The organism is Vulcanococcus limneticus LL, from assembly GCF_943369875.1.
In the GTDB taxonomy this organism is placed as follows: domain Bacteria; phylum Cyanobacteriota; class Cyanobacteriia; order PCC-6307; family Cyanobiaceae; genus Vulcanococcus; species Vulcanococcus limneticus_A.
This window is the reverse complement of record NZ_CALROT020000006.1, coordinates 82,317-102,807: the sequence shown is the minus strand read 5'-3', so window position 1 is coordinate 102,807 and position 20,491 is coordinate 82,317. Positions and strand designations below refer to the sequence as shown.

The following is a 20,491-nucleotide window of genomic DNA, read 5'->3' as shown; positions in this document are numbered from 1 at the left end:
GGCCTCAGCCACCCGCAGCCTCGGCCCCGTCGGCGGCACCGGAGCGCTCGGCGCCGGCGGCCATGGCGGTGGCCAGGGCCGCCTGGCCCAGCAGGGTGCCCTGGCCCTTGAGGTGCTCCACGAAGTGGCGGCCGGCCTCTGGGAAGCGGGCGTCTTCGGCGAGGGGCAGGGGGCCGGCCTCATCGAGGCCGGTTTCGCCCTCCATGGCGGGGGTGATCACCACGAGCCCCGGATCGAGGGCCGCGTCGTAGCGCCACCAGCGGCTCGGATCCTTGATGGCGGCGGGGGCGGGCTGCAGGGAGCCCTCGGCGGCCGTTCCCGGGAGGCCGGCGGCTGGAGTGCCGTCCTTCTCCTTCTGGCGGGCGGCGGCCCGGGCGGCCCGCGCCTGTTTGGCGAGCAGTTCGCGGCGCTGGATCGCCAGGTCAGCCAGCAGCTGGGCGCGGGTGCGGCCGCGCATCTGGAACAGCACGAAGGGGTCTTCGCTGAAGCGCTCCCCCATCAGGTAGTAGACGGCGCTGGCGTGCTTGCAGGGGTTGATCTTGTCGGGGCAGCTGCACTCGCTGCGCACCTCCTGCAGCTTGAAGGGGAAGAGCCGCTTGCCGCTGGCGGCGAAGGCGCGCTCGATGTCCTGGGGCATCACGCCGGCCAGCAGCTGGGCCGACCAGCGGGCCTTCTGGCCGAGGGCCTCGAGCACGTAGCCCCAGTCCTCGTCGCTGAGGGTGTCGAGCCAGAGCTTCACCTTGTAGGGCTCCTCGCCGGTGCCCTGCACGCGGGCGTGCACGCGGCGGCCCTCGAAGCGGATCGAGAGCACGTTGCCCTCGCGGGCGTAGGCCCAGGCCCGCTCCAGGCGCTTCTTGAAGCGGTAGCCGTTGATCAGCTCCATCCACTGCTCGACCCACCAGGGCTGCTGGCCCAGGCCCTGGTCGCCGAGCTGGGTGGTGATGCCGTTGTTGGAGGGGGAGAGGGTCATGGGAACAGTCTGCCGGCGCGCTGGATGTGGTCCCGCAGGCCCTCGTGGCGGAGGGATTCCCAGTGGGTCACATCGAACAGGTAAGGGGTGGGGAGCTGGTCAAGGGCTTCCCGCAGCTCGGCGCTGCAGTCGGCGGGGGCGCTGAAGGCCAGGTCGATGTCGGAGCCTCGCCTGTGGCTGCCGAGGGCGCGGGAGCCGTAGAGCTTGACCCACCGGATCTGGGGGAAGCGCTGCAGGCACTGGCGGATCTCGGCCACGGTGCGCTCGGGCAGGCCGGGGCTGGCGGCCTGCTGGGGCGCGGGGGCCTTGAGCTGGGAGGGGTTGCGGCCGGTCATGGCTCGGCCGCCTGCTCCAGACGGCCCTGCAGGCTGGCCCGCAGCCATTGCAATTCCGGCCAGTAGCGCTCGCAGATCAGCGCGGCGGCCTGCTGGGCGCGGGCCTGGTCATAGGTGTGCGCCATCAGGTTGCGCTGTTCGAGCATGTCGATCCAGAGCTGACCGTTCTCCAGCAGCCCCGTGGCGAAGGCCTGTTTGAGCACCTCGCGCGGCAAGCTCACATCAAGGCCGTTCCAGCTGAGCAGGTCCTTGAGGGTTTTCCAGCTGAGCTCAAAGCTGAATTCGTAGGCCTTGATCAGGGCGATCACGATCAGCTCATCGTCCGGCCTGGAGCCATGGGCGGCGACGGCCGCCTGCAGCTGCCCCATGGCCCGCTGCAGGTTCTCGAAGCGCTGGTGCCAGCGGAGGTCTGCCGTCATGGCGCCAGTCTGCCGGCGCGGGCGAACGCGCACACCGCCGGCAGACTGGCCCCATGGGCGATTCCGAACTCCTGCCGCCGGGCGTGATCGTGGTGACGGGCGCCAGCCGCGGGCTGGGGCGCGGCCTGGTGGAGCATCTGCTGGGCCTGGGCCGGCCCGTGATCGCCGTGGCGCGGCGCTTCCCTGAAGACGACGGGGCCGCCGCGCCGGATCCGACCCGCCTGATCCAGGTGGAGGCCGACCTCAGCAGCACCGATGGCATCGAGGCCGCCCTCGCGGCGATCCGCGCCGGGCTGGGGTCGCGGCCGCTGGCGGCCCTGGTGAACGGCGCAGGCCGGATCACGCCGATCGGCCCCCTGGCCGGCCACAGCAGCGACGACCTGCTCGCCGCCTTCACCCTCGCGGCGGTGGCACCGGCCCGGCTGAGCACGGCGCTGGCCGACCGGCTGGTGCCCGGCGGGCGGGTGCTCAACCTCTCCACCCGCTCGGCCCACGCCACGTTCCCGGGGCTGTCGCTCTATTGCCTGAGCAAGCACGCCCTGCGCTCGGTGACCCGCTCGCTGCAGCTGGAGCTGCCCGCCACCGTGGGCGTAGCGGACCTGATCCCGGGGGAGGTGGACACCGCCATGCAGGCGGACCTGCGGGCGCCGGATCCGGCGGACTTCCCCCTGGCCAGCTTCTTCCGCGCCAATGAAGTGAACCTGATCCCCACGGACGTGGCGGTGGCCTTCCTGGCGTGGGTGCTGCTGGCCACGCCGCTGGACAGCTTCCGCCGCGAGCAGCCCTGGTATGTCTACGACCCCGCAGATCAGCCCCAGTGGCTGCCGGAGGGGGTGGCCTTCACCTATTCCGAACCCTGAGGAACGCGGGCGCGGGCCGACACCTGCGCCTCCGGATCCACCCCGGCGAAGGTGGGCGGCAGCCACACCCGCACCACCATCAGCAGGGCGGCGGTGGCGAGGAACAGGCAGACGGCCAGGATCTGCTGCCAGTCGGTTTCGAGCACGCCGTTCACGATCACCTCGCGCAGCACCGACACGATGGCGATCTCCACCGACACGCCGATCGACACGCGCTGTTCCTGCAGGTAGATGATCAGCAGGCGGAAGAGTTCCACCAGGATCAGGATGAAGAGGATGTCGGCCGTGATGGCGTGAAACTGGGGCGTGGTGAGCAGCGAGGCGAAGATCGTCTTGAGCTGCAGCGCCATCACGCAGAACAGCCCCACGCAGAGCGACACGGCGATCAGATCCTGCACGGCCTCGAGCGACTGGACGATCTGCGGACGGCGGAACTGCTGGTGCCAGGGCACGGGGCGCTCGGCGGTGCGGGTGGCGCCGGGTGGGGGCTCCGTGCTGGGGGTGGTGCCGGGGGCGTGGAAGCGGGCGACGGTCATGGCGGACTGGACGGGACCGCAACCATAGGCAGCCTCAGCTGATCAATTGGCGACCGATTGATAAGACTGGCTGATGCCAGTGATCGGTCTGCGGCCGGCTGGCCCGGTGCCGCCAGGCTGGGGTGATCCGCCGGGAGTGCCATGGCCCGCGTGCAGCAGCGACTGGCCGCCAATGCGGCCGGCCCCTTCTATGTGGACCGCAGCTGCATCGACTGCGGCACCTGCTGGCAGTTCGACCCGGCCCACTTCGCCCCGACCGGCGAGACCTCGTGCGTGCATCACCAGCCCCAGGGCGAGGCGGAACTCCGCCAGGCGCTGCTGGCGTTGCAGGCCTGCCCGGTGGCGGCGATCGGCACCAGCCGCGAGCTGCTGGCGCACACCCCCGCCGATGGCTTCCCCGCCCTGGTGGACTCCAGGCCCGAGGGGGACGTTTATTACTGCGGCTGGGCGTCGCGTAAGAGCTTCGGGGCGAGCAGCTGGCTGATCGTGCGCCGCCGCGGCGATGGCAGCGCCAACAACGTGCTGATCGATTCGCCGCGCTGGAGCGGAGCGCTGGCGCGGCAGATCGCGGCGCTGGGCGGCATCCAACGGATCCTGCTCAGCCACCGCGACGACGTGGCCGACCATGCCGCCTGGGCCCGCCACTTCGGCTGCGAGCGCTGGATCCACGCGGCCGATGCCAGCGTGGCACCGGAGGCGGAACACCAACTGGAGGGCACGGAGCCCGTGGCGCTGGATGCCGACCTGCAGCTGATTCCCACCCCCGGCCACACGCCCGGCTCACTGGTGGTGCTGTTCGCCGGCCAGGTGCTGTTCAGCGGCGATCACCTCTGGTGGGGCGTGGATCCGCCGGCCGTGGTGGCCTCCCGCCGCTACTGCTGGTGGAACTGGGAGGAGCAGCTGCGCTCGGTGGAGAAGCTGCTGGATCTGGATGTGCGCTGGCTGCTGCCTGGGCATGGACGGCGCAAGGCCTTCGGGGCTGGGGAGTGGCGGGGGGAGTTGGAGAGGGCGTTGAATGGGGCGCGTGAATCCTTACGTCGGTGATGTAGCGGTGAATACCTTGTGTTTGCGGGTCCGCTGAACAGCCTCAAGGTGTGAGTGGCCTGCTTGAGAGTGCTTGCTGGCGCTGGGTTCTGGAGCTGTTGGCGGGTGACTTTTTGCTGCTTATGCTGCGCGAGAGAACGTTTGGTGGAGCTTATGCGGGTCCGCCCAAAACAAGTTAGATGCCATGGAGCTTACTGCTGCTGATCGCCACCATCTTGAGGTTGGCTTATACTTCTTGGCCTAGTCTCAACAGACTACAATGCCTATCAAGAGACGCAGGTATCCAGGGGATCCCAGAGGCGGCCCACCGAAGCCAGTGCCCCCAAGAAAACCTGGCAAGATTGATGTTTATTCTGTCTTTTGGAAAGATCCTGAGGACAGAGAAAAGGGCACCATTTGGCTCTATCACTCTAGAGAGCTGAAGGAAGCAGGAGGGATAAGGCAGGACAAAGAGATTCCATGGAGGCAGACCGGCCACCGACCAAGCCTTATAAAAGCACGGGGCAAGAAGTGGTATGCAATCTATTCTGATGATCAAGAGTACATGTTTTTGGTGAGCCCTATGGCCACTAAGCGGCTAATGGCCCATATTGTCTCAAGGTGGGCGACCCCACCAATGAGGTTAAGGCAAGAGGGCAGACCTGCTTTCACTTTGCACGATCTTCAAGACGAGACACACAGCCACGTGTATCTAGTTCAGTTACTGACGTTTGACAAAACGTCAGCTGGGCGGCACTACTACAAGATTGGAAAGGCCAAGTCAATTCCAAAGAGAATCAAGCAGTTTGGCCCTTGCCGACTTGTAAAATCCATAAAATTGAGGACAGAGCAGGACAGCCTCAGAGTAGAGGCAGAACTGCATTCTAAGTTCTCCCGTCTCCGTAAACCCGATACAGAGATCTTTTGCATGAATGAGGCCGAGTTGAAATCCGTGCTGGCTGAGTGCATGCTCTACGAGGCGCGGGAGCAGCCCTAATGCGATCTCAAACATCTAACAAGCCCCTGGAGTGGGCAGGCCACCCTCATGTCTTGTCATGTTTTGATGGCTTCTTACCTGCCACTCAGGGGCAGCGTTAGGTAGACTCGTCATGCAGAGATGAACCAATGACACTCGTCCAGATATGGAAGGAGAATCCAGAGCAGATACGTGCAAAGCGCGTAGACCAAATCATTGGCTTTGCGGGAGACGGAAAGCTTGGCGATAACAACTCTGCGCCAAGCGAGTTTCGGGACTTTCTAGCCAGAGTGCCAGGTGAACTTATTGCAAAGTATGCCAATGATTGCCTTGAGAGCGCATTCAAAGATTCTGGCCTCGCCTTGCAAGACATTGTAAACGAGATAGCTACCCGGCTTGGATTTACAGTTGAACCTGGCCGCTACCGTGGCACGAAGGCCGACATTGGGCACGATGGGATATGGACTGCACCAAATAATCATGCAATAGTTGCTGAAGTGAAGACGACCGACGCATATAGATTACCTATCGAAACTGTTGCCACATATCGAAGAAGGCTCATTAAGGCAGGCCGTATCACTGAGGATCATTCCTCAATACTCATTATTGTGGGACGAGAGGACACCGGAGAACTAGAAGCCCAGATACGTGGTTCGCGCTATGCATGGGATGTACGCCTGATTTCAATTGACGCTTTTCTTCGGCTCATGAAGATCCGCCAGGATCTCGACAGCCCTTCAGTTGAAGAGCGGATTCGCGCGGTTCTCATTCCTCGAGAATACACTCGTGTTGACGAGATCATCGATCTCGTTTTCTCGACCACAGAAGACATTCTTGATGAGGTCCCAGATGAGCTAGGTGAAGAGAATGAAGTCGAGTCTGCCCCTGGCGCGAAAGAATCAAAAGATAGGGAAAAGCCTGTCTCATTCAATCTTGCTTGTGTTGAACGGATTGGGAAGTCACTACATGTAGAGCTGACCAAGCAGTCAAGAGTCATCTTCGGTGATCTCGATTCTGGCCTTAAGATTACATGTGCAGTCTCTAAGGAATACAAGAATGCCGGCGGCCTTGGGTACTGGTTTGCATTTCACCAGCATCAGCTTGAAACCCTATCTGAAGCACCTTCTGCATATGCATGCTTTGGCTGTGGCTCTCCAGAGCGAATTGCCATTCTGCCATTCAACTTTATCAAGTCTCAGTTAGAAGGAATGAATCAGACCACAAGGGAAGATGGACGGATGTATTGGCATGTACAGATCCATAAGGAAGGCGAACGCTGGATCATGCATCGTCGCAAAGGCTTTGACTGGCCGGACATTACTTCAATGATGCTTGTCAACAATGAACGTGCTACCTAGTATCCTGATGTAGAAGGCGGGATCCCTTGAGTTGCGTTGCTATTCATGGCTCCTACCCGCTTCTGATCTGGAGTGCTAGTTGCTAAGATGATGTAAAACAATGTCCAATCGCAGAACCAGCTCATGGGCTGTGCCAGTTAAGGAGCACATATTTGATATTGAAGATCTGCCAGTATATTTAAGTGGTTCGCCGGTTACCGTCACAAAGAGAGGAGAAGTATACTATCTTCTTCTTTCGGCAGAGGTGGCAGGCGAGAGCCACGAGTCAGTTCCAGAAATCGCCAATAGATATATAGCGTTAATCAATGGTGCCGCCAGGCTGCTTATCAATGGATACAGGCCGATAGAGCTTGAGTGTGAAGCCTTCCTCGGTCTTGACGAGGACGGAGAGAATACTCAAACTGTAATTCCACTTGGAACTACTGAAATCCGATGTAAGCTCGGACATTTAACCTTCTCAATTGGCGGCGTACCTAAGCCAGATGATCGAACGGGATTGATGAGTTCGTTCCTAAAAGATGCTACTTGTAATCAGGCAAAAGCCGACGCATTGATAATTCTTGGCCGTTCGTCTCCTGGCTGGTCGGAGCTATATCTTGCATTTGAGCTGGTCGAGGCAAATGTCGGAGCCCGAATGTTCACTGCCGGATGGATTAGAAAGAATGATGCCAGACTCTTTACGCGAACCGCAAACAGCTATACGGCTTTAGGTTCATCTGGGCGGCATGGAAGGGATCGTGGTTCTCCTCCCTCTGAGCCTATGGAGAAGAAAGCCGCATTAGAGCTTGTGCGATCGCTCGTTGCTTCGTGGCTTGGAGAAACCTTGGATATCAGGGCCCGTGGTTCCGGCTAGCAAGCCCCTTGAGTAGATAGGCTACTGGGGGTCACCTTCTCCCGCTTTCAAAGCATTGCCTGTCACTCAGGGGCAGCGTTAGGAAGCGCGATCCGCGCCGCGTAAGAGCTCTTTGCGAGTCGTTGCATGCCTTGCGTCTACAAGATCACCTACCCGAACGGAAAAATCTACGTTGGCCTTGACCTCACGGATAGTATCAACTACTTCGGCAGTGCATCGTCAGCCTTGATCGCTGCCGACTTCACTCCTGAGCAGCGGCGCGACATGACAATTCGGAAAGAGATCCTGTGGGAGTCCCAGGCGGCTACGCGTGCAGAGGTTTCTGCCAAGGAAGTTGAGTTCATCCGCGCGCTCCGGGCTAATGACCCAGCCATTGGTTACAACCAGTGGCCAAGGGCGTCGCACAGGTAGCGTGCCTTCTGGGGGCAAGGTTCGGCGGTCGGGAGCGTGGCTTCTCTGTGAATGCAGAGAGGTTCTGCCCGTCGCTGATTTGAGCGTTAGGTGAATGGCAAAGGCTACTCTGGATGAAACGAAGAATATGTTGCTACGCCACTGGTTCAACGCCGAACTCTGAGTTATGTCGATTGGCACCACCATCGGCATCGACGTTGGCGGCGCCCGCAAGGGCTTCCACGCCGTGGCCCTCCGCGATGGCGCCTATGCCGCCCAGCTGGCCACCGCCGATGTGCAGCAGCTCAGCCACTGGTGCGTCCACCAGATGCAGGCGCAGGTGATCGCCATCGATGCCCCCTGCCGCTGGAGCAGCAATGGCCGCGCGCGACCCTGTGAGCGGGAGTTGATGCAGCAAGGGATCTGGTGTTTCGCCTCTCCCACCCTGGAGGTGGCTTCAGAGCACCCCAGCAACTACTACGGCTGGATGCTGCAGGGCGAAGAGCTCTACCAGGAGCTGGAGGCCAGCCATCCGCTGCTCTCCGCCCTGCCGCCCCCTGGCCTGCCGGCCAGCGGCCCGGCTTGCTTCGAAACCTTCCCCCACGCCATCACCTGGCACCTGCGCGGCGGTAACGCCGCTGCTCGCCAGAAGCGCCTGCAGCGCCGCGCCCTGCTGGAGCAGGCCGGCATCGACACCGCAGCGCTCACCAGCATCGACCTGATTGATGCCGCCCTCTGCGCCCTCACGGCCCATTACCTGGCCAGCGGTCGCCCCTGCCGGGCCTACGGCGAGCCGGCCTCGGGGCTGATCGTGGTGCCGCAGGGGCCCGATTGGAGCGACGGGGCGGCGTGAGCAGGCGTCGGTCCAAAGCGTGGGCTCGTTGTTGCCTGTAGTGGAGGCGGGACATCCCTCGTCCGGACTGCCTTTAAGCGGCCTGCCTCCGACATCGATCTCACCCTCATCGGCCCCGCCATCAGGTCCGCCGGCCGGATGCGCCAGACTGACCCCATGGCCCCCTCGTCTTGCCCCTCCAGCTATCACTACGTGGTGGACGAGCCCTTGCTGCGCACGATTACGGCGGAGATTCAGGCGGCAATCCCCGGCGCTGAGGTGCGACTGTTTGGCTCCCGTGCCCGTGGCACAGCCCAGCCCGATTCAGACCTCGACCTGCTGGCGACGGTGCCGGATGCCTGGCTGGCAAGCCATTCGCGGTTTGAGGAAACAGGGAATCTGAGTCGAAAGCTGGCCCAACACCGGATTCCGATCGATTTACTCATCTATTCCCATGCGGAAGTTCGAGATCGGCGTCAGTACAGCCAGCATGTGGTGACCGATGCCTATCGCTACGGCAGAGAGCTCCATGCCGTCTGACTGCCAGCGCGAAGCGGCTCGGATGCTGCGCATTGCCCATCGAGATCTCAAAACTTCGAGATCCATGTTCAGCAGGCCACCGAAAAGGCTTTGAAATCCTGGATTGCGGCGCCAGATCAGGAGTATCCACGCACCCATGACCTGTCTCTGCTTGGCCAGTTGATCATCGACTGCGGCGGTGATCTAACACGTTCCAATCGCTTGAGAACTTCACCCCCCTTTGGGCCGAGGTTCCGCTACGACGATGCGCCGGATGCCTTGAACCTCGATCGACCTGCCTGGAACCAGCTCTGTGCCGATCTGCTCGAGTACGTGGCCTCCCTGCTCCCATGAACGAGGACGCAACCCGCGCCCAAAAGGCCCGCGTCTACAGCCATTCCCGCTTCACCAGCAAGCAGCAGCTGTTCGCTGGCTTCCAGCGCTTCCTCTACGAGCCGCCTCAGCCGGCCTGATCGGCCTCAGTCCTCCGTAAGCGCCACCAGCTCCTTGAGCTGGCCCACATCCAGGCCGCCGAGCCACTCCTCGCCCGAGCCCACGATCTCGGAGGCCAGCTTCGACTTCTCCTGGATCATCCGGTCGATCCGCTCCTCCACCGAGCCGCTGGTGATGAACTTGTGCACCATCACCCGGTTCTGCTGGCCGATGCGGTAGGCGCGGTCGGTGGCCTGGTTCTCCACCGCCGGGTTCCACCAGCGGTCGATGTGGAACACGTGGCTGGCGCGGGTGAGGTTGAGGCCCACACCGCCCGCCTTCAGCGAGAGCAGGAACAGCTGCGGGCCGCGCGGATCCTCCTGGAAGCGGTCCACCATCGCCTGGCGTTCCACCTTGCTGGTGTTGCCGTAGAGGAACGGCACCTCCTGGCGCCACTTGCGCTCCAGGTGGGCCTTGAGCAGGTGGCCCCACTCGGCGAACTGGGTGAACAGCAGCGCCCGATCGCCCGCTTCGATCACCTCCTCCAGGATCTCTTCGAGCCGCTGCACCTTGGCGCTGCGGGCGGCGAACTCCTTGAAGAACTCGGGATCGGCGGGATCGGGATCCTGCTTGAGCGCCAATGCCGGGTGGTTGCAGATCTGCTTGAGCTTGGTGAGCAGCGCCAGCACCTGGCCGTGCTTCTGGCCCAGCGGCGCCCGCGCGATCGCGTCGAGGCTCTCCTCCACGGTCTTGTTGTAGAGCTTCTTCTGCTCGGGGGCCAGGCCCACCCATTCGCGCAGCTCCACCTTCTCCGGCAGGTCGGAGATGATCGACTTGTCGGTCTTCAGGCGCCGCAGGATGAACGGGCCCACCCGGCCCTTGAGATCCCGCAGCGACGACATGTCGCCGTAGCGCTCGATCGGCAGCCGGTAGCGCTGGCGGAAGAAGGGCTCATCGCCCAGCACCTTCGGGTTGAGGAAGTCCATCAGCGCCCACAGCTCGCTGACGCGGTTCTCCACCGGCGTGCCGGTGAGGGCGATGCGGAAGCGGCTGCCGCGGCTGCCCTTGCCGGGCCGGCCCAGATCCCGCGCCGCCATCGACTGCTTGGCGTTGTGGTTCTTGATCGCCTGGGCCTCGTCGATCACCACCCCCTGCCAGTCGATCGCCTCCAGCAGCTCGCTGTCGCGCTGCAGCAGGCCGTAGGTGGTGAGCACCAGATCCATACCCTTGAGCGCCTTCTTCAGGGCCGCCTCCGTGCTTGGCCGGCGCGGGCCGTAGTGCTCGTGCACCACCAGCTCCGGCGTGAAGGCCGCCGCCTCCCGCTTCCAGTTGGTGAGCACCGAGGTGGGCGCCACCAGCAGCACGGGCCGCTTCAGCTCGTCCTCGGCCTTGAGGTGCTGCAGGAAGGCCAGCAGCTGGATCGTCTTGCCCAGGCCCATGTCGTCGGCCAGGCAGGCGCCCTGGTCGAAGCGGTGCAGGAAGGCCAGCCAGCCCAGGCCCCGCTCCTGATAGGGCCGCAGCTGGCCCGCGAAGCCCGGCGGCGCCGGCAGCGGATCCGGGGCCTTCTGCTGGTGGTACTGCTCCAGCACCGCCTGCAGCCGCGGCCCCGGCGTGAAGGCATGCACCGGCAGGCGCATCAGCGTCTCGCCCTCGTTGCCGGTGAGCCGCAGGGCGTCGTCGAGGCTGAGGCCGGGGTCGGCGGCGCAGAACTTCTCGGCGTTCTTGAGATCCAGCGGCCGCAGCTCGATCCACACGCCCTTGTGCTGCACCAGCGGGCTGCGCTTGGTCTGCAGCTTCTCTAGGTCCCGCAGGTTGAGCGTGACGCCGCCGATCATGAATTCCCACTTCCACTCCAGGCTTTCGCCCAGGGTGAAGCCGCGGGATTTTTCGGGCAGTTCGGCGGTGATCGAGAGGCCCAGGCGCGAGGCCAGGCCGCCCGAGAGGCTGGCGGGCAGCACCACGCCCACGCCCACATCCCGCAGCCTGGCGGCCTCGCTGCGCACCAGCACGAAGGCCTCGTTGGGGGTGAGCTGCATCGCCTCCGGCGTGGCGGCATCCAGGCCCCGCTCGATCGGTGCCGACACGGTGAGGGCCCGGCCCAGGCCCTCCAGCAGCAGCTCGCCGGGCTGCTCCACGCTGATCTCGCCCAGGGCCACGCTGCCGTCGCCGGCGGACCACACCGCCGCCGCCGGCAGCCGCAGGCTCGGGTCGGCCTCCGCCTGCAGCCCGAAGCGCAGCTCCCACAGCTCCTCCCCCTCCGGCGGGGTGAACAGCTCCAGGCAGGCCCGGGCCGGCGCCACCTTGCCGGCCACGCCCTCGCGCCAGTGGTGGCTGGCGATCGCCAGGCGCTCCTGGTCCTCCTCGTCGAGCTTCAGCTGGCCGGCGGGGCTGGCCAGGCCCTGTTCCCAGGCCGCCAGCAGCGGATCCAGACCCGTGCCGCCGGGCCGGAAGGCCTCGCGCAGCTGGCCGTCGACCAGCTTCTCCACCAGGCCCGCCACGAACAGGCGGTTGGAGCGGGGCCGGCCGCAGGCCAGGTGCGGGTCGGTGCTGGCGGCGGCCACCACCTGGGGCATGCGCGCCGCCAGCTCCTCCAGGCGGCGACGGTCGTCCTCGCGGTTGAGCAGCGGCAGCCAGCGGGCCTGACCCTCGCCGGCATCCGGCAGCCAGCGGCCCCGGGCGATCAGGCTCAGGCACCAGCGCTGCAGGTGGGCCCACCAGCGCAGGTCCTCCGAGAGGCCCGCCTCGGCGAAGCCCGAGAGCGGCAGCAGGCTCAGCCACTCGGCGGCGGGGCCGGGCTTGAGCAGCCAGCCCTCCACCTGCCAGGGCCACCAGCTGATCTCCTTCGGCAGCGGCTCGCCCGCCTGCAGCGGCAGGCCGCTCCAGGGGCCCTGGGCGGTGGTCTTCTTGCCCTTGGCCGCCTGCTGACGGCTGGGCAGGGTGAGGGTGGCCGTGGCCTGCCGCAGCGCCTCCGACCAGAACTGGTTGTCATCCAGCCAGGTGGCCAGATCATCCAGATCCAGGCTCAGCGGATGCAGCGGCGCCTCCCCCTGGGGCGTCACCGGCTCGGCCACGCGCCAGGTGTCCGCCCAGATCAGCAGGCCCGCCGCCGGGGCCTTGCCCGGGGCAAAGCTCCCCGCCGGCACGGCGGGCAGCCAGGTGGCATGCAGCAGGCTCATCGGGTCGGGATACGGCCGTAGGGGGTGCCGCCGGAGCAGGTCATGGCCGCGTGGTCATGGCCGCAGGGCGGGCAGGGCGCGTTGCGTGCCGTGCAACAGGAGGGCGGCGCCGATCAGCGGCAGCCAGGCACGAAGCAGCCCCATCATCACAGCTGGCGCGACCGCCACCAGCGCCGCCGCCAGCGGCTGCTCCGCCGGCCAGCTCGCCACCGGCGGCAGGCCCAGGCTGTGGATGCCGCACACCGCCCCCACCAGGCCCGCCTGCAGGTGCGAGTCGTCGGGATCCACCCGCTGCAGGTGGAAGGCCAGCAGGCCGTAGAAGAAGCCGCAGCCGCCGGCCCGCAGGCCCGCCTCCAGCCCCAGGGGCAGGCCCAGGGCCAGGGCCGCCACGCCGGCCCCCAGGGCCCAGGCGATCGAGCGCAGGCGCAGCTGGGCGCGGCTGGGGTGGGCGGCGGCGGGGGTCTCGCTCAAGGGCTGGTGGGGCCGGGCGGGGGCGCTGGCAGGACCTGTGCTGGGCGATCATGCCCTGTTCAGGGTTGTTCCGCCGCTTCGGGCCATGGCTGCTGTCACCACCGCCACCTCCGCCGCCCGCCGGGCCGGCCCTCCCCGCAGCGGTGCCGAGATCCGCGCCGCCTTCCTGGAGTTCTACGAGCAGCGCGGCCACAAACCGATCGCCAGCGCCTCGCTGATCCCAGAGGACCCCACGGTGCTGCTCACCATCGCCGGGATGCTGCCCTTCAAGCCGGTGTTCCTGGGGCAGCAGGAGCGGCCGGCGCCGCGGGCCACCAGCAGCCAGAAGTGCATCCGCACCAACGACATCGAAAACGTGGGCCGCACGGCGCGGCATCACACGTTCTTCGAGATGCTCGGCAACTTCTCCTTCGGCGACTACTTCAAGGAGCAGGCGATCGCCTGGGCCTGGGAGCTGAGCACCGAGGTGTTCGGGCTCTCGCCGCAGAACCTGGTGGTGAGCGTCTTCCGGGAAGACGACGAGGCCGAGGCCATCTGGCGCGACGGCGTGGGCGTGAACCCCAGGCGCATCATCCGCATGGATGAGGCCGACAACTTCTGGGCCTCCGGCCCCACCGGCCCCTGCGGCCCCTGCTCCGAGATCTACTACGACTTCAAGCCCGAGCTCGGCGACGACGGCATCGACCTGGAGGACGACAGCCGCTTCATCGAGTTCTACAACCTGGTGTTCATGCAGTACAACCGCGACGCGGAGGGCACCCTCACGCCGCTGGCCAACCGCAACATCGACACCGGCCTGGGCCTTGAGCGCATGGCCCAGATCCTGCAGGGCGTTCCCAACAACTACGAAACCGATCTCATCTACCCGCTGATCGAGACGGCGGCGGGGCTGGCCGGGGTCGACTACAAGGCCCTCGATGCCAAGGGCCAGACCTCGCTCAAGGTGATCGGCGACCATTCGCGCGCCATCACCCAGCTGATCGGCGACGGCGTGACCGCCAGCAACCTGGGCCGCGGCTACATCCTGCGCCGGCTGCTGCGCCGCGTGGTGCGCCACGGCCGGCTCCTCGGCATCGACAAGCCCTTCCTCACGGCGATGGGTGAGGCCTCGATCGCGCTGATGGCGAGCGCCTATCCCCAGCTGCTGGAGCGCCGTGAGGTGATCCTGGCGGAGCTGGCCCGCGAGGAGGCCCGCTTCCTGGAAACCCTGGAGCGCGGCGAGAAGCTGCTGGCCGAGGTGCTGGCCGCGGGGCCCAAGCAGATCAGCGGCGAGCAGGCCTTCGAGCTCTACGACACCTACGGCTTCCCCCTGGAGCTCACCGAGGAGATCGCCGAGGAGCACGGCCTCACGGTGGATCTGGCGGGCTTCGAGGCGGCGATGGAGGCCCAGCGCCAGCGGGCCAAGGCGGCGGCCGTGAGCCTCGATCTCACCCTGCAGGGCGCCATCGAACAGATGGCGGCGGAGCTCGATGCCACCGCCTTCAAGGGCTACGAGGCCCTGGAGCACCCCAGCTGCGTGCTCGCCCTGGTGGTGAACGGCGAGCCGGCCGAGCGGGCCGTGGCGGGCGACAGCGTGCAGCTGGTGCTCGATTCCACCCCCTTCTATGGCGAGGGCGGCGGCCAGGTGGGCGATCGCGGCGTGCTCTCCGGCGACGGTGCCGACGGCGCCGGGCTGATCGTGGCGATCGAGGCCGTGGGCCGCAACCGCAGCGTGTTCGTGCACAGCGGCCGGGTGGAGCGGGGCCAGCTGGCCATCGGCGATCTCGTCACGGCCCAGGTGGACCGGGCCTGCCGCCGCCGCGCCCAGGCGAACCACACGGCCACCCACCTGCTGCAGGCGGCCCTCAAGCAGGTGGTGGACCCCGGCATCGGCCAGGCCGGCTCCCTGGTGGATTTCGATCGCCTCCGCTTCGACTTCCACTGCCCCCGCGCCGTGACGCCGGCCGAGCTGGAGCAGATCGAGGCGCTGATCAACGGCTGGATCGCCGACGCCCACACCCTCGAGGTGCAGGAGATGGCGATCGAGACGGCCAAGGCCGCCGGCGCCGTGGCGATGTTCGGCGAGAAGTACGCCGACGTGGTGCGGGTGGTGGATGTGCCCGGCGTGTCGATGGAGCTCTGCGGCGGCACCCACGTGGCCAACACCGCCGAGATCGGCCTGTTCAAGATCGTGGCCGAATCGGGCGTGGCCGCCGGCATCCGCCGCATCGAGGCGGTGGCTGGCCCCGCGGTGCTGGCCTACCTCAACGAGCGCGATGCCGTGGTGAAGCAGCTGGGCGAGCGCTTCAAGGCCCAGCCCGCCGAGATCGTGGAGCGGGTGGCCCAGCTGCAGGACGAGCTCAAGGCCACCGGCAAGGCCCTGGCGGCGGCCCGCGGAGAGCTGGCGCTGGCCAAGGCCGCGGCGCTGGTGGCCCAGGCGGAGCCCCTGGGGGCCACGCCCGCGGGTGAGCCCTTCCAGCGGCTGGTGGCCCGCCTCGACGGCGTGGAGGGGGCGGGGCTGCAGAGCGCCGCCCAGGGCCTGGCGGATCAGCTCGGCGACGGCGCCGCCGTGGTGCTCGGCGGCCTGCCCGACCCCGCCGATCTGGGCAAGGTGATCCTCGTGGCCGCCTTCGGCAAGGCGGTGATCGGCGCGGGCCTGCAGGCCGGCAAGTTCATCGGCGGTGTGGCCAAGGCCTGTGGCGGCGGCGGCGGCGGCCGCCCCAACCTGGCCCAGGCCGGCGGCCGCGATGGGGCGGCGCTGGATGGGGCGCTGGAGCAGGCCCGCACCGAACTGCAGGCGGCCCTGGCGGGCTGAGCGCTCGGGGGCACGGCCCTCGGCCGGATCCTGCCGTTCGCGGGTGCCAGCGCCACACTCGGGTTGGAGGCCGGCTCAGCCATGTCCCTGCACCCGTGTCTTGAGCGCCGCTGGCCCCTGGGGGCCGCGGCTGTGGCGGCTCTGCTGATGCCGCTGGCGCCCCTGTTCCTGCAGTTGCCCAGTGGTGCCGCCACGGCTGGGCGCTCCTCCGGGGCGGCCACCGCCGCGACCCGGGCCACGGTGGAGGAGATCCTCGATGGCCCGGATCTGTGGATCGAACGCCGTCGCGCCCGCGTCCATGACCGGGCCACCGCCCCGGAGCTGCTGCGCAGCGGTGAGAGCCGGGCCCAGCTGGCCTTCCAGAGCGGCGCGGCGGGCCGGATGAATCAGCTCACCCAGCTGCGCCTGGGCAGCCGCTGCTCCCAGCTCGACCAGGGCCAGATCCTGCTCTCCGGGGCCCAGAGCCTCTGCCTGCGCTCCGCCCGCCTGAGCGTGCGCGGCACCCACGTGCTGGTGGAGCTCGACAGCCGCGGTGCGGCCACGGTCTCGGTGCTTGAGGGCCAGGTGGATGTGGAACCGCTGCCGGTGACGACGGCTTCGGGGACAGCCCCTCCGGCGCCCACGGGGCCTGTGACGTCCGTGGGCCAGGGACAGCGGCTGCGGCTGAGTGCCGAGGGCCGGGTGCTGGCCCTCGAGGCGCTCTCCGCCGCCGACTACCGCGCCTTCGTGGAGGGGCCCCTGGTGGACGGCTTCACCACGCCCCTGCCCGGCCAGCCCGCCCTGGAGCGCAGCGTCGCCGCCGCCGCTCCTGGCCTGAGCCTGGCCTGTGCGGCCCGCCCCGACACCGCCCTGGTCGAGGCGGTCAATGGGGCGCGGCGGCAGGCGGGCCGGCAGGCCTTCTCCCCGCTGCCGGCGGATCTGGCGGACCGCAACTGCCGCTATCTGGCCCCGGTGCTGCGCCGCATCCTGGCCAGCGGCGACTGTGACCATGACAGCCAGCGCTGGCAGGCCCTGCAGCAGGAGCCTGCTCGCTCCGCCGGCCTGACGCCGGTGAGCGAACTGATCGCCTGCCCGGGGGCCCGGGCCATCGATCCGGCCGTGGTGCTGCAGCGCTGGCTCGGTTCGCCCGTGCACACCAACCTGCTCTTCAACCGCCCCCGGGCCAGCCACCTGGACTGCGTCCAGCTGACGGCCTCCGGCCGCACGGCGGCGATGTGCACCACCTGGGGCGGCGGTGGCCCGCGGCCGGCCACCTGAATAGGGTGCGGACTGGATCCGCGCTTGCTCTGCCATGGTCCCGTTCCGCCGCTGGGCCGCCACCGCCCTGCTGCTTCTGGCCAGCGCCGCTCCGGCCCTGGCCACCCCGGCCCCCACGCTGCTCAAGTGGCTGAAGCTGCCGGGCTCCCTCTCCAGCCTCTACGCCGCCAACGCCCTCGGCCAGACCAGCCTCAACGGCCAGGTGGGGGGCACTCCCGAGGCCCTGCTGGCCCAGGTCCGCACCAGCCTCGCCGTCCAGGGCTACAAGGAGCGCACCGCCAACACGGTGGTGGGGCCCTGGGGCTTCAACCTGGTGCTCGATCCACCGGAGAGCGTCACGGTGGACGGCACCCCCGCCGACAAGAAGGCGGCCCTGGTGCTGCAGTCCACCTCCCTGGGGCCCGGCAAGCTCAACCTCAACGTGCGCTACGAGGGGCTGTAGGGCCTCTGGCACTGGGGTGAGTGAGGGTTCCCAGGCTGGCCGGCCTGGCGACTCCATGGCCAAGCTGGGGCTCTGACCCCTCCCCTTGGGCCCATGCGCCGGATGTCTGTCATGCCTGCCGTCCCAGCCTGGCCTGCTGCCGTCGCCCTGTCAGCCGGGGCGACGGCCCTGCTGCTGGGGGCTCCCCAGCCCGTCCGCGCCCAGGCCCAGATCCAGCTGGCCTGCGACGGCACCCTGGTGGAGGCCCGCGGCAATGCCGAGCTCAAGCGCAGCACCGACCGCCTGCGGATCTCCCTGAGCCTGGAGGCCGAGGCCCCCACGGCCGATGGCGCCCTGGCGGAGCTGCAGCAGCGGCTGGCGGCCGTGCGCAGCGGCCTGCAGCGCCTTCAGGTGCAGGAGCTGGAGGTGACGTCCCCGAGCACCTGGCAGCGGCCCGCCGACCGCCGGCGCCCCGCCGCCGTGCAGGCCAGCCTGTCGGTGAGCGGTCAGCTGGCGCCGGCGCGCTTCCAGGCGCTGATCCGCGAGGTGGGCGCCCTGCCCGGGGTGCGGCTGGCCCCCGTGGCCACCCAGGCCGACAAGGCCGGCGACCGGGCCGCCCAGCGCCAGCTGCTGCGCGGCGCCTACCAGGACGCCCTGGGCCAGGCCCGCGAGATCGCGGCGGCCATCGGCCTGAGCCAGCTGCGGCCCCTGGAGGTGCAGCTCGACGGTGGCTTCCGGCCCATGCCGATGCTGGCCCGGGCGGCGGATGCGGCGCCGCCCCCCTTCGATCCGGCCGAGCTGCCCACCCCCACCGACCGGCTGGGGCTCACCGCCCGCTTCTGCGCCCGCTGAGCCGGGTGCCCCGGGGCCGGCCCCACTCCGGTGGGCTCGTGACAGCTCGGGGCCAGCGGTAGCGGATGCGACAACTCGGCCGCCCCATCGGCGCTGGGATCAGGTCTCTATGGCCAGGTCTGGATGGGGGCTACCGGCATCGACGCCAACGTGATCCAGGGCTTGATCGAAGACCTGCACACCCGCTTTGCCTCCCTCGACGACGGGGAGCCGGCCGATTACATCCCGGAGCTGGCCAAGGCCCTGCCCAGCGATTTCGGCATCGCCATCGCCACCGTCGATGGTCGCCTTTATGACGTGGGGGATACGCGCAAGCCCTTCACGATCCAGTCGATCTCCAAGCCCTTCGTCTATGGCCTGGCGCTGAAGCTGCTCTCTCCGGAGCACATGGTCAAGAAGGTGGGTGTGGAACCCTCCGGCGAGGCCTTCAACGCCATCAGCCTGGATCCGGCCACGGGCCGTCCCCGCAACCCGATGATCAACGCCGGGGCGATTGCCACCACGGCCCAGATCTGCGCCCACGATCCCGAGAACGCCGAGGCGATCCTGCTCGACTTCTTTGCCGATATGGCCGGCCGCCGCCTCAGCATCGATGAGAGCGTGTTCGTGTCGGAGCAGTCCACCGGCCACCGCAACCGCGCCATCGGCCACCTGCTGCGCAACTTCGACATCGTCGAGACCGACCCGGAGCCCGCCCTCGATCTCTATTTCCGGCAGTGCTCGATCACGGTCACCTGCCGGGACCTGGCGGTGATGGCGGCCACCCTGGCCTGCCAGGGCCGCAACCCCTTCACGGGTGCCCAGCCGCTCACCCCGGAGATCACGGTGCGGATCCTGGCGCTGATGGCCACCTGCGGCACCTATGACTTCGCCGGCCAGTGGCTCTACGACGTGGGCATGCCGGCCAAGAGCGGCGTGGGCGGTGGGGTGCTGGCCGTGGTGCCCGGCCGGCTGGGGATCGCCACCTACTCGCCGCCCCTGGACCACTTCGGCAACAGCGTGCGGGGCGTGGCCGTGTGCAACGAGCTCTCCGACAGCCTCGGCCTGAGCCTGTTCAACCAGTACCCCCAGACCACGGCCACGATCCGGCGCTCCTACCGGGGCTCCCAGCGCCATTCCCGGCGCTGGCGCAGCGCCGAGGAACTCAAACAGCTGCAGGAGCTGCGCGATGGCATCCGCATCGTGCACGTGCAGGGCGTGCTCGACTTCGCTGCGGTGGAACGGCTGGTGGCTGAACTGCTGGAGATCGCGGCGGCGGCCCGCATCCTGGTGCTCGACCTGGAGCACGTCACTGAGCTGCCGGAGGCGCCCCGGCAGCTGCTGCGCCTCCAGTTCGCGGCCCAGCGGGCCGCCGGCCTCGAGATCCTGCTCGCCCATGGCGACCATCTGCAGCTGGTGGCTCCCGCCCCTGCCGCCGAGGGCAAGCCCGCCGCCGAGCCGATCCCGGCTTTCGACAACCTGGATCGGGCGATCGAATGGGCCGAGAACCGCCTGCTGGAGGGCCTGCTTGACCCTGAGGATCACTCCCTGGCCGCCGAGATCGACGAGACCCTGGGGTTCCTCGATGCCCTGCAGCCGGCCCACCGCCAGAGCGTGGCGGCGGTGATGGAGCTGCGCCCGTTCCAGCAGGGCGACTTTGTGATCCGCAAAGGCGACACTGGCGATGAGCTGTTCCTGGTCAAGGACGGCCGCTTCACCACCACCATCGAACTCATGGGCCAGGACGGCCAGCGGCACCAGTCGCGCCTGGCCACCTTCGGGCCCGGCATGTGCTTCGGGGAGATCGCCTTCCTCTCAGGCAAGCCCCGCATGGCCAACGTGACGGCCGATCTGCCCGGCAGCTGCTGGGTGCTGACCCGCAGCGAATTCGACCGGCTCCAGGCCGCCAATCCCGCCGCCACCAGCGAACTGCTGCTGGTGCTCACCACGGGCCTGGCCCAGAAGCTGGCCCTGGCCAACTACCAGCTGACGATCATGGAGAACATCTGAGACGTCTCCCTGATCTGGAGCTCAGCTC

21 protein-coding genes are annotated in these 20,491 nt (G+C 67.4%); 15 read left to right on the top strand and 6 right to left on the bottom strand.

The window, feature by feature from the left end:
• Nucleotides 1-4: 4 nt before the first annotated feature.
• The 3 genes from ACLV7J_RS08575 to ACLV7J_RS08565 are packed head-to-tail and all read right to left on the bottom strand — an operon-like array spanning nucleotide 5 to nucleotide 1,724.
• Nucleotides 5-970: an SWIM zinc finger family protein gene (locus ACLV7J_RS08575; protein WP_411868685.1), complete on the bottom strand. Its 966-nt coding sequence runs from the start codon at nucleotides 968-970 to the stop codon at nucleotides 5-7.
• Entirely contained in the window at nucleotides 967-1,305 is a 339-nt protein-coding gene (locus ACLV7J_RS08570) for a nucleotidyltransferase family protein (RefSeq protein WP_411868684.1), read from the bottom strand. The genes ACLV7J_RS08575 and ACLV7J_RS08570 overlap by 4 nt, the downstream gene beginning before the upstream one ends.
• Nucleotides 1,302-1,724: an HI0074 family nucleotidyltransferase substrate-binding subunit gene (locus ACLV7J_RS08565; protein ID WP_411868683.1), complete on the bottom strand. Its 423-nt coding sequence runs from the start codon at nucleotides 1,722-1,724 to the stop codon at nucleotides 1,302-1,304. Before ACLV7J_RS08565 ends, ACLV7J_RS08570 begins: the two co-directional genes overlap by 4 nt.
• A 53-nt stretch (nucleotides 1,725-1,777) precedes the next feature.
• Between ACLV7J_RS08565 and ACLV7J_RS08560 the strand changes: the two genes are divergently transcribed.
• Nucleotides 1,778-2,584, top strand: coding sequence for an SDR family NAD(P)-dependent oxidoreductase (locus tag ACLV7J_RS08560; protein WP_411868682.1), 807 nt, complete (start codon nucleotides 1,778-1,780; stop codon nucleotides 2,582-2,584).
• On the opposite strand, the gene ACLV7J_RS08555 is transcribed toward ACLV7J_RS08560, so the two are convergent.
• Nucleotides 2,569-3,120 (bottom strand): phosphate-starvation-inducible PsiE family protein, encoded by a 552-nt coding sequence (locus ACLV7J_RS08555; protein ID WP_411868681.1) that lies wholly within the window; start codon nucleotides 3,118-3,120, stop codon nucleotides 2,569-2,571. The genes ACLV7J_RS08560 and ACLV7J_RS08555 overlap by 16 nt on opposite strands.
• Before the next feature lie 141 nt (nucleotides 3,121-3,261).
• On the opposite strand from ACLV7J_RS08555, the gene ACLV7J_RS08550 reads away from it, so the two are divergent.
• The 9 genes from ACLV7J_RS08550 (at nucleotide 3,262) to ACLV7J_RS08510 (ending at nucleotide 9,544) form a co-directional block, all read left to right on the top strand.
• Nucleotides 3,262-4,164 carry an MBL fold metallo-hydrolase gene (locus ACLV7J_RS08550; protein WP_411868680.1) on the top strand — a complete coding sequence of 301 codons (903 nt, stop codon included), beginning with the start codon at nucleotides 3,262-3,264 and terminating at the stop codon, nucleotides 4,162-4,164.
• Between the two features lie 259 nt (nucleotides 4,165-4,423).
• A complete protein-coding gene (locus ACLV7J_RS08545) occupies nucleotides 4,424-5,140 on the top strand; it encodes a GIY-YIG nuclease family protein (RefSeq protein ID WP_411868679.1) in 717 nt (238 codons plus the stop codon).
• A 128-nt stretch (nucleotides 5,141-5,268) separates the two neighbouring features.
• On the top strand, nucleotides 5,269-6,477 hold the full coding sequence (locus ACLV7J_RS08540; RefSeq protein WP_411868678.1) for a hypothetical protein: 1,209 nt from the start codon (nucleotides 5,269-5,271) through the stop codon (nucleotides 6,475-6,477).
• Nucleotides 6,478-6,607: 130 nt separating this feature from the next.
• Nucleotides 6,608-7,330, top strand: coding sequence for a hypothetical protein (locus ACLV7J_RS08535; RefSeq protein ID WP_411868677.1), 723 nt, complete (start codon nucleotides 6,608-6,610; stop codon nucleotides 7,328-7,330).
• 126 nt (nucleotides 7,331-7,456) lie between these two features.
• On the top strand, nucleotides 7,457-7,741 hold the full coding sequence (locus ACLV7J_RS08530) for a GIY-YIG nuclease family protein (protein ID WP_411868676.1): 285 nt from the start codon (nucleotides 7,457-7,459) through the stop codon (nucleotides 7,739-7,741).
• A 166-nt stretch (nucleotides 7,742-7,907) separates the two neighbouring features.
• Nucleotides 7,908-8,573, top strand: a complete 666-nt coding sequence (locus ACLV7J_RS08525; RefSeq protein ID WP_411868675.1) for a DUF429 domain-containing protein — start codon at nucleotides 7,908-7,910, stop codon at nucleotides 8,571-8,573.
• A 138-nt stretch (nucleotides 8,574-8,711) separates the two neighbouring features.
• A complete protein-coding gene (locus ACLV7J_RS08520) occupies nucleotides 8,712-9,092 on the top strand; it encodes a nucleotidyltransferase domain-containing protein (protein ID WP_411868674.1) in 381 nt (126 codons plus the stop codon).
• Complete coding sequence (locus ACLV7J_RS08515; RefSeq protein WP_411868762.1) at nucleotides 9,093-9,425, top strand: HEPN domain-containing protein; 333 nt, start codon at nucleotides 9,093-9,095, stop codon at nucleotides 9,423-9,425.
• On the top strand, nucleotides 9,422-9,544 hold the full coding sequence (locus ACLV7J_RS08510; protein ID WP_411868673.1) for a hypothetical protein: 123 nt from the start codon (nucleotides 9,422-9,424) through the stop codon (nucleotides 9,542-9,544). The genes ACLV7J_RS08515 and ACLV7J_RS08510 overlap by 4 nt, the downstream gene beginning before the upstream one ends.
• A 6-nt stretch (nucleotides 9,545-9,550) precedes the next feature.
• Here the strand turns inward: ACLV7J_RS08510 and ACLV7J_RS08505 are convergent, their stop codons facing one another.
• Nucleotides 9,551-12,679, bottom strand: coding sequence for a DEAD/DEAH box helicase (locus ACLV7J_RS08505; RefSeq protein ID WP_411868672.1), 3,129 nt, complete (start codon nucleotides 12,677-12,679; stop codon nucleotides 9,551-9,553).
• 54 nt (nucleotides 12,680-12,733) lie between these two features.
• Complete coding sequence (locus ACLV7J_RS08500) at nucleotides 12,734-13,150, bottom strand: hypothetical protein (protein WP_411868671.1); 417 nt, start codon at nucleotides 13,148-13,150, stop codon at nucleotides 12,734-12,736.
• Between the two features lie 85 nt (nucleotides 13,151-13,235).
• On the opposite strand from ACLV7J_RS08500, the gene alaS reads away from it, so the two are divergent.
• From alaS to glsA, 5 genes are all read left to right on the top strand, one after another.
• Nucleotides 13,236-15,944 carry an alanine--tRNA ligase gene (gene alaS, locus ACLV7J_RS08495; protein WP_411868670.1) on the top strand — a complete coding sequence of 903 codons (2,709 nt, stop codon included), beginning with the start codon at nucleotides 13,236-13,238 and terminating at the stop codon, nucleotides 15,942-15,944.
• Nucleotides 15,945-16,025: 81 nt separating this feature from the next.
• Nucleotides 16,026-17,201 (top strand): hypothetical protein, encoded by a 1,176-nt coding sequence (locus tag ACLV7J_RS08490; RefSeq protein ID WP_411868669.1) that lies wholly within the window; start codon nucleotides 16,026-16,028, stop codon nucleotides 17,199-17,201.
• 34 nt (nucleotides 17,202-17,235) lie between these two features.
• Nucleotides 17,236-17,643 (top strand): hypothetical protein, encoded by a 408-nt coding sequence (locus tag ACLV7J_RS08485; protein WP_411868668.1) that lies wholly within the window; start codon nucleotides 17,236-17,238, stop codon nucleotides 17,641-17,643.
• A 111-nt stretch (nucleotides 17,644-17,754) separates the two neighbouring features.
• Nucleotides 17,755-18,474 (top strand): SIMPL domain-containing protein, encoded by a 720-nt coding sequence (locus tag ACLV7J_RS08480; RefSeq protein ID WP_411868667.1) that lies wholly within the window; start codon nucleotides 17,755-17,757, stop codon nucleotides 18,472-18,474.
• Between the two features lie 123 nt (nucleotides 18,475-18,597).
• Entirely contained in the window at nucleotides 18,598-20,463 is a 1,866-nt protein-coding gene (glsA, locus tag ACLV7J_RS08475; protein WP_411868666.1) for a glutaminase A, read from the top strand.
• Nucleotides 20,464-20,491: the final 28 nt, after the last annotated feature.

Coding starts and splice junctions, on each gene's coding strand:
- ACLV7J_RS08575 (WP_411868685.1), bottom strand. CDS start 970: ATGACCCTCTCCCCCTCCAACAACGGCATCACCACCCAGCTCGGCGAC.
- ACLV7J_RS08570 (WP_411868684.1), bottom strand. CDS start 1,305: ATGACCGGCCGCAACCCCTCCCAGCTCAAGGCCCCCGCGCCCCAGCAG.
- ACLV7J_RS08565 (WP_411868683.1), bottom strand. CDS start 1,724: ATGACGGCAGACCTCCGCTGGCACCAGCGCTTCGAGAACCTGCAGCGG.
- ACLV7J_RS08560 (WP_411868682.1), top strand. CDS start 1,778: ATGGGCGATTCCGAACTCCTGCCGCCGGGCGTGATCGTGGTGACGGGC.
- ACLV7J_RS08555 (WP_411868681.1), bottom strand. CDS start 3,120: ATGACCGTCGCCCGCTTCCACGCCCCCGGCACCACCCCCAGCACGGAG.
- ACLV7J_RS08550 (WP_411868680.1), top strand. CDS start 3,262: ATGGCCCGCGTGCAGCAGCGACTGGCCGCCAATGCGGCCGGCCCCTTC.
- ACLV7J_RS08545 (WP_411868679.1), top strand. CDS start 4,424: ATGCCTATCAAGAGACGCAGGTATCCAGGGGATCCCAGAGGCGGCCCA.
- ACLV7J_RS08540 (WP_411868678.1), top strand. CDS start 5,269: ATGACACTCGTCCAGATATGGAAGGAGAATCCAGAGCAGATACGTGCA.
- ACLV7J_RS08530 (WP_411868676.1), top strand. CDS start 7,457: ATGCCTTGCGTCTACAAGATCACCTACCCGAACGGAAAAATCTACGTT.
- ACLV7J_RS08525 (WP_411868675.1), top strand. CDS start 7,908: ATGTCGATTGGCACCACCATCGGCATCGACGTTGGCGGCGCCCGCAAG.
- ACLV7J_RS08520 (WP_411868674.1), top strand. CDS start 8,712: ATGCGCCAGACTGACCCCATGGCCCCCTCGTCTTGCCCCTCCAGCTAT.
- ACLV7J_RS08510 (WP_411868673.1), top strand. CDS start 9,422: ATGAACGAGGACGCAACCCGCGCCCAAAAGGCCCGCGTCTACAGCCAT.
- ACLV7J_RS08505 (WP_411868672.1), bottom strand. CDS start 12,679: ATGAGCCTGCTGCATGCCACCTGGCTGCCCGCCGTGCCGGCGGGGAGC.
- alaS (WP_411868670.1), top strand. CDS start 13,236: ATGGCTGCTGTCACCACCGCCACCTCCGCCGCCCGCCGGGCCGGCCCT.
- ACLV7J_RS08490 (WP_411868669.1), top strand. CDS start 16,026: ATGTCCCTGCACCCGTGTCTTGAGCGCCGCTGGCCCCTGGGGGCCGCG.
- ACLV7J_RS08485 (WP_411868668.1), top strand. CDS start 17,236: ATGGTCCCGTTCCGCCGCTGGGCCGCCACCGCCCTGCTGCTTCTGGCC.
- ACLV7J_RS08480 (WP_411868667.1), top strand. CDS start 17,755: ATGCCTGCCGTCCCAGCCTGGCCTGCTGCCGTCGCCCTGTCAGCCGGG.
- glsA (WP_411868666.1), top strand. CDS start 18,598: ATGGGGGCTACCGGCATCGACGCCAACGTGATCCAGGGCTTGATCGAA.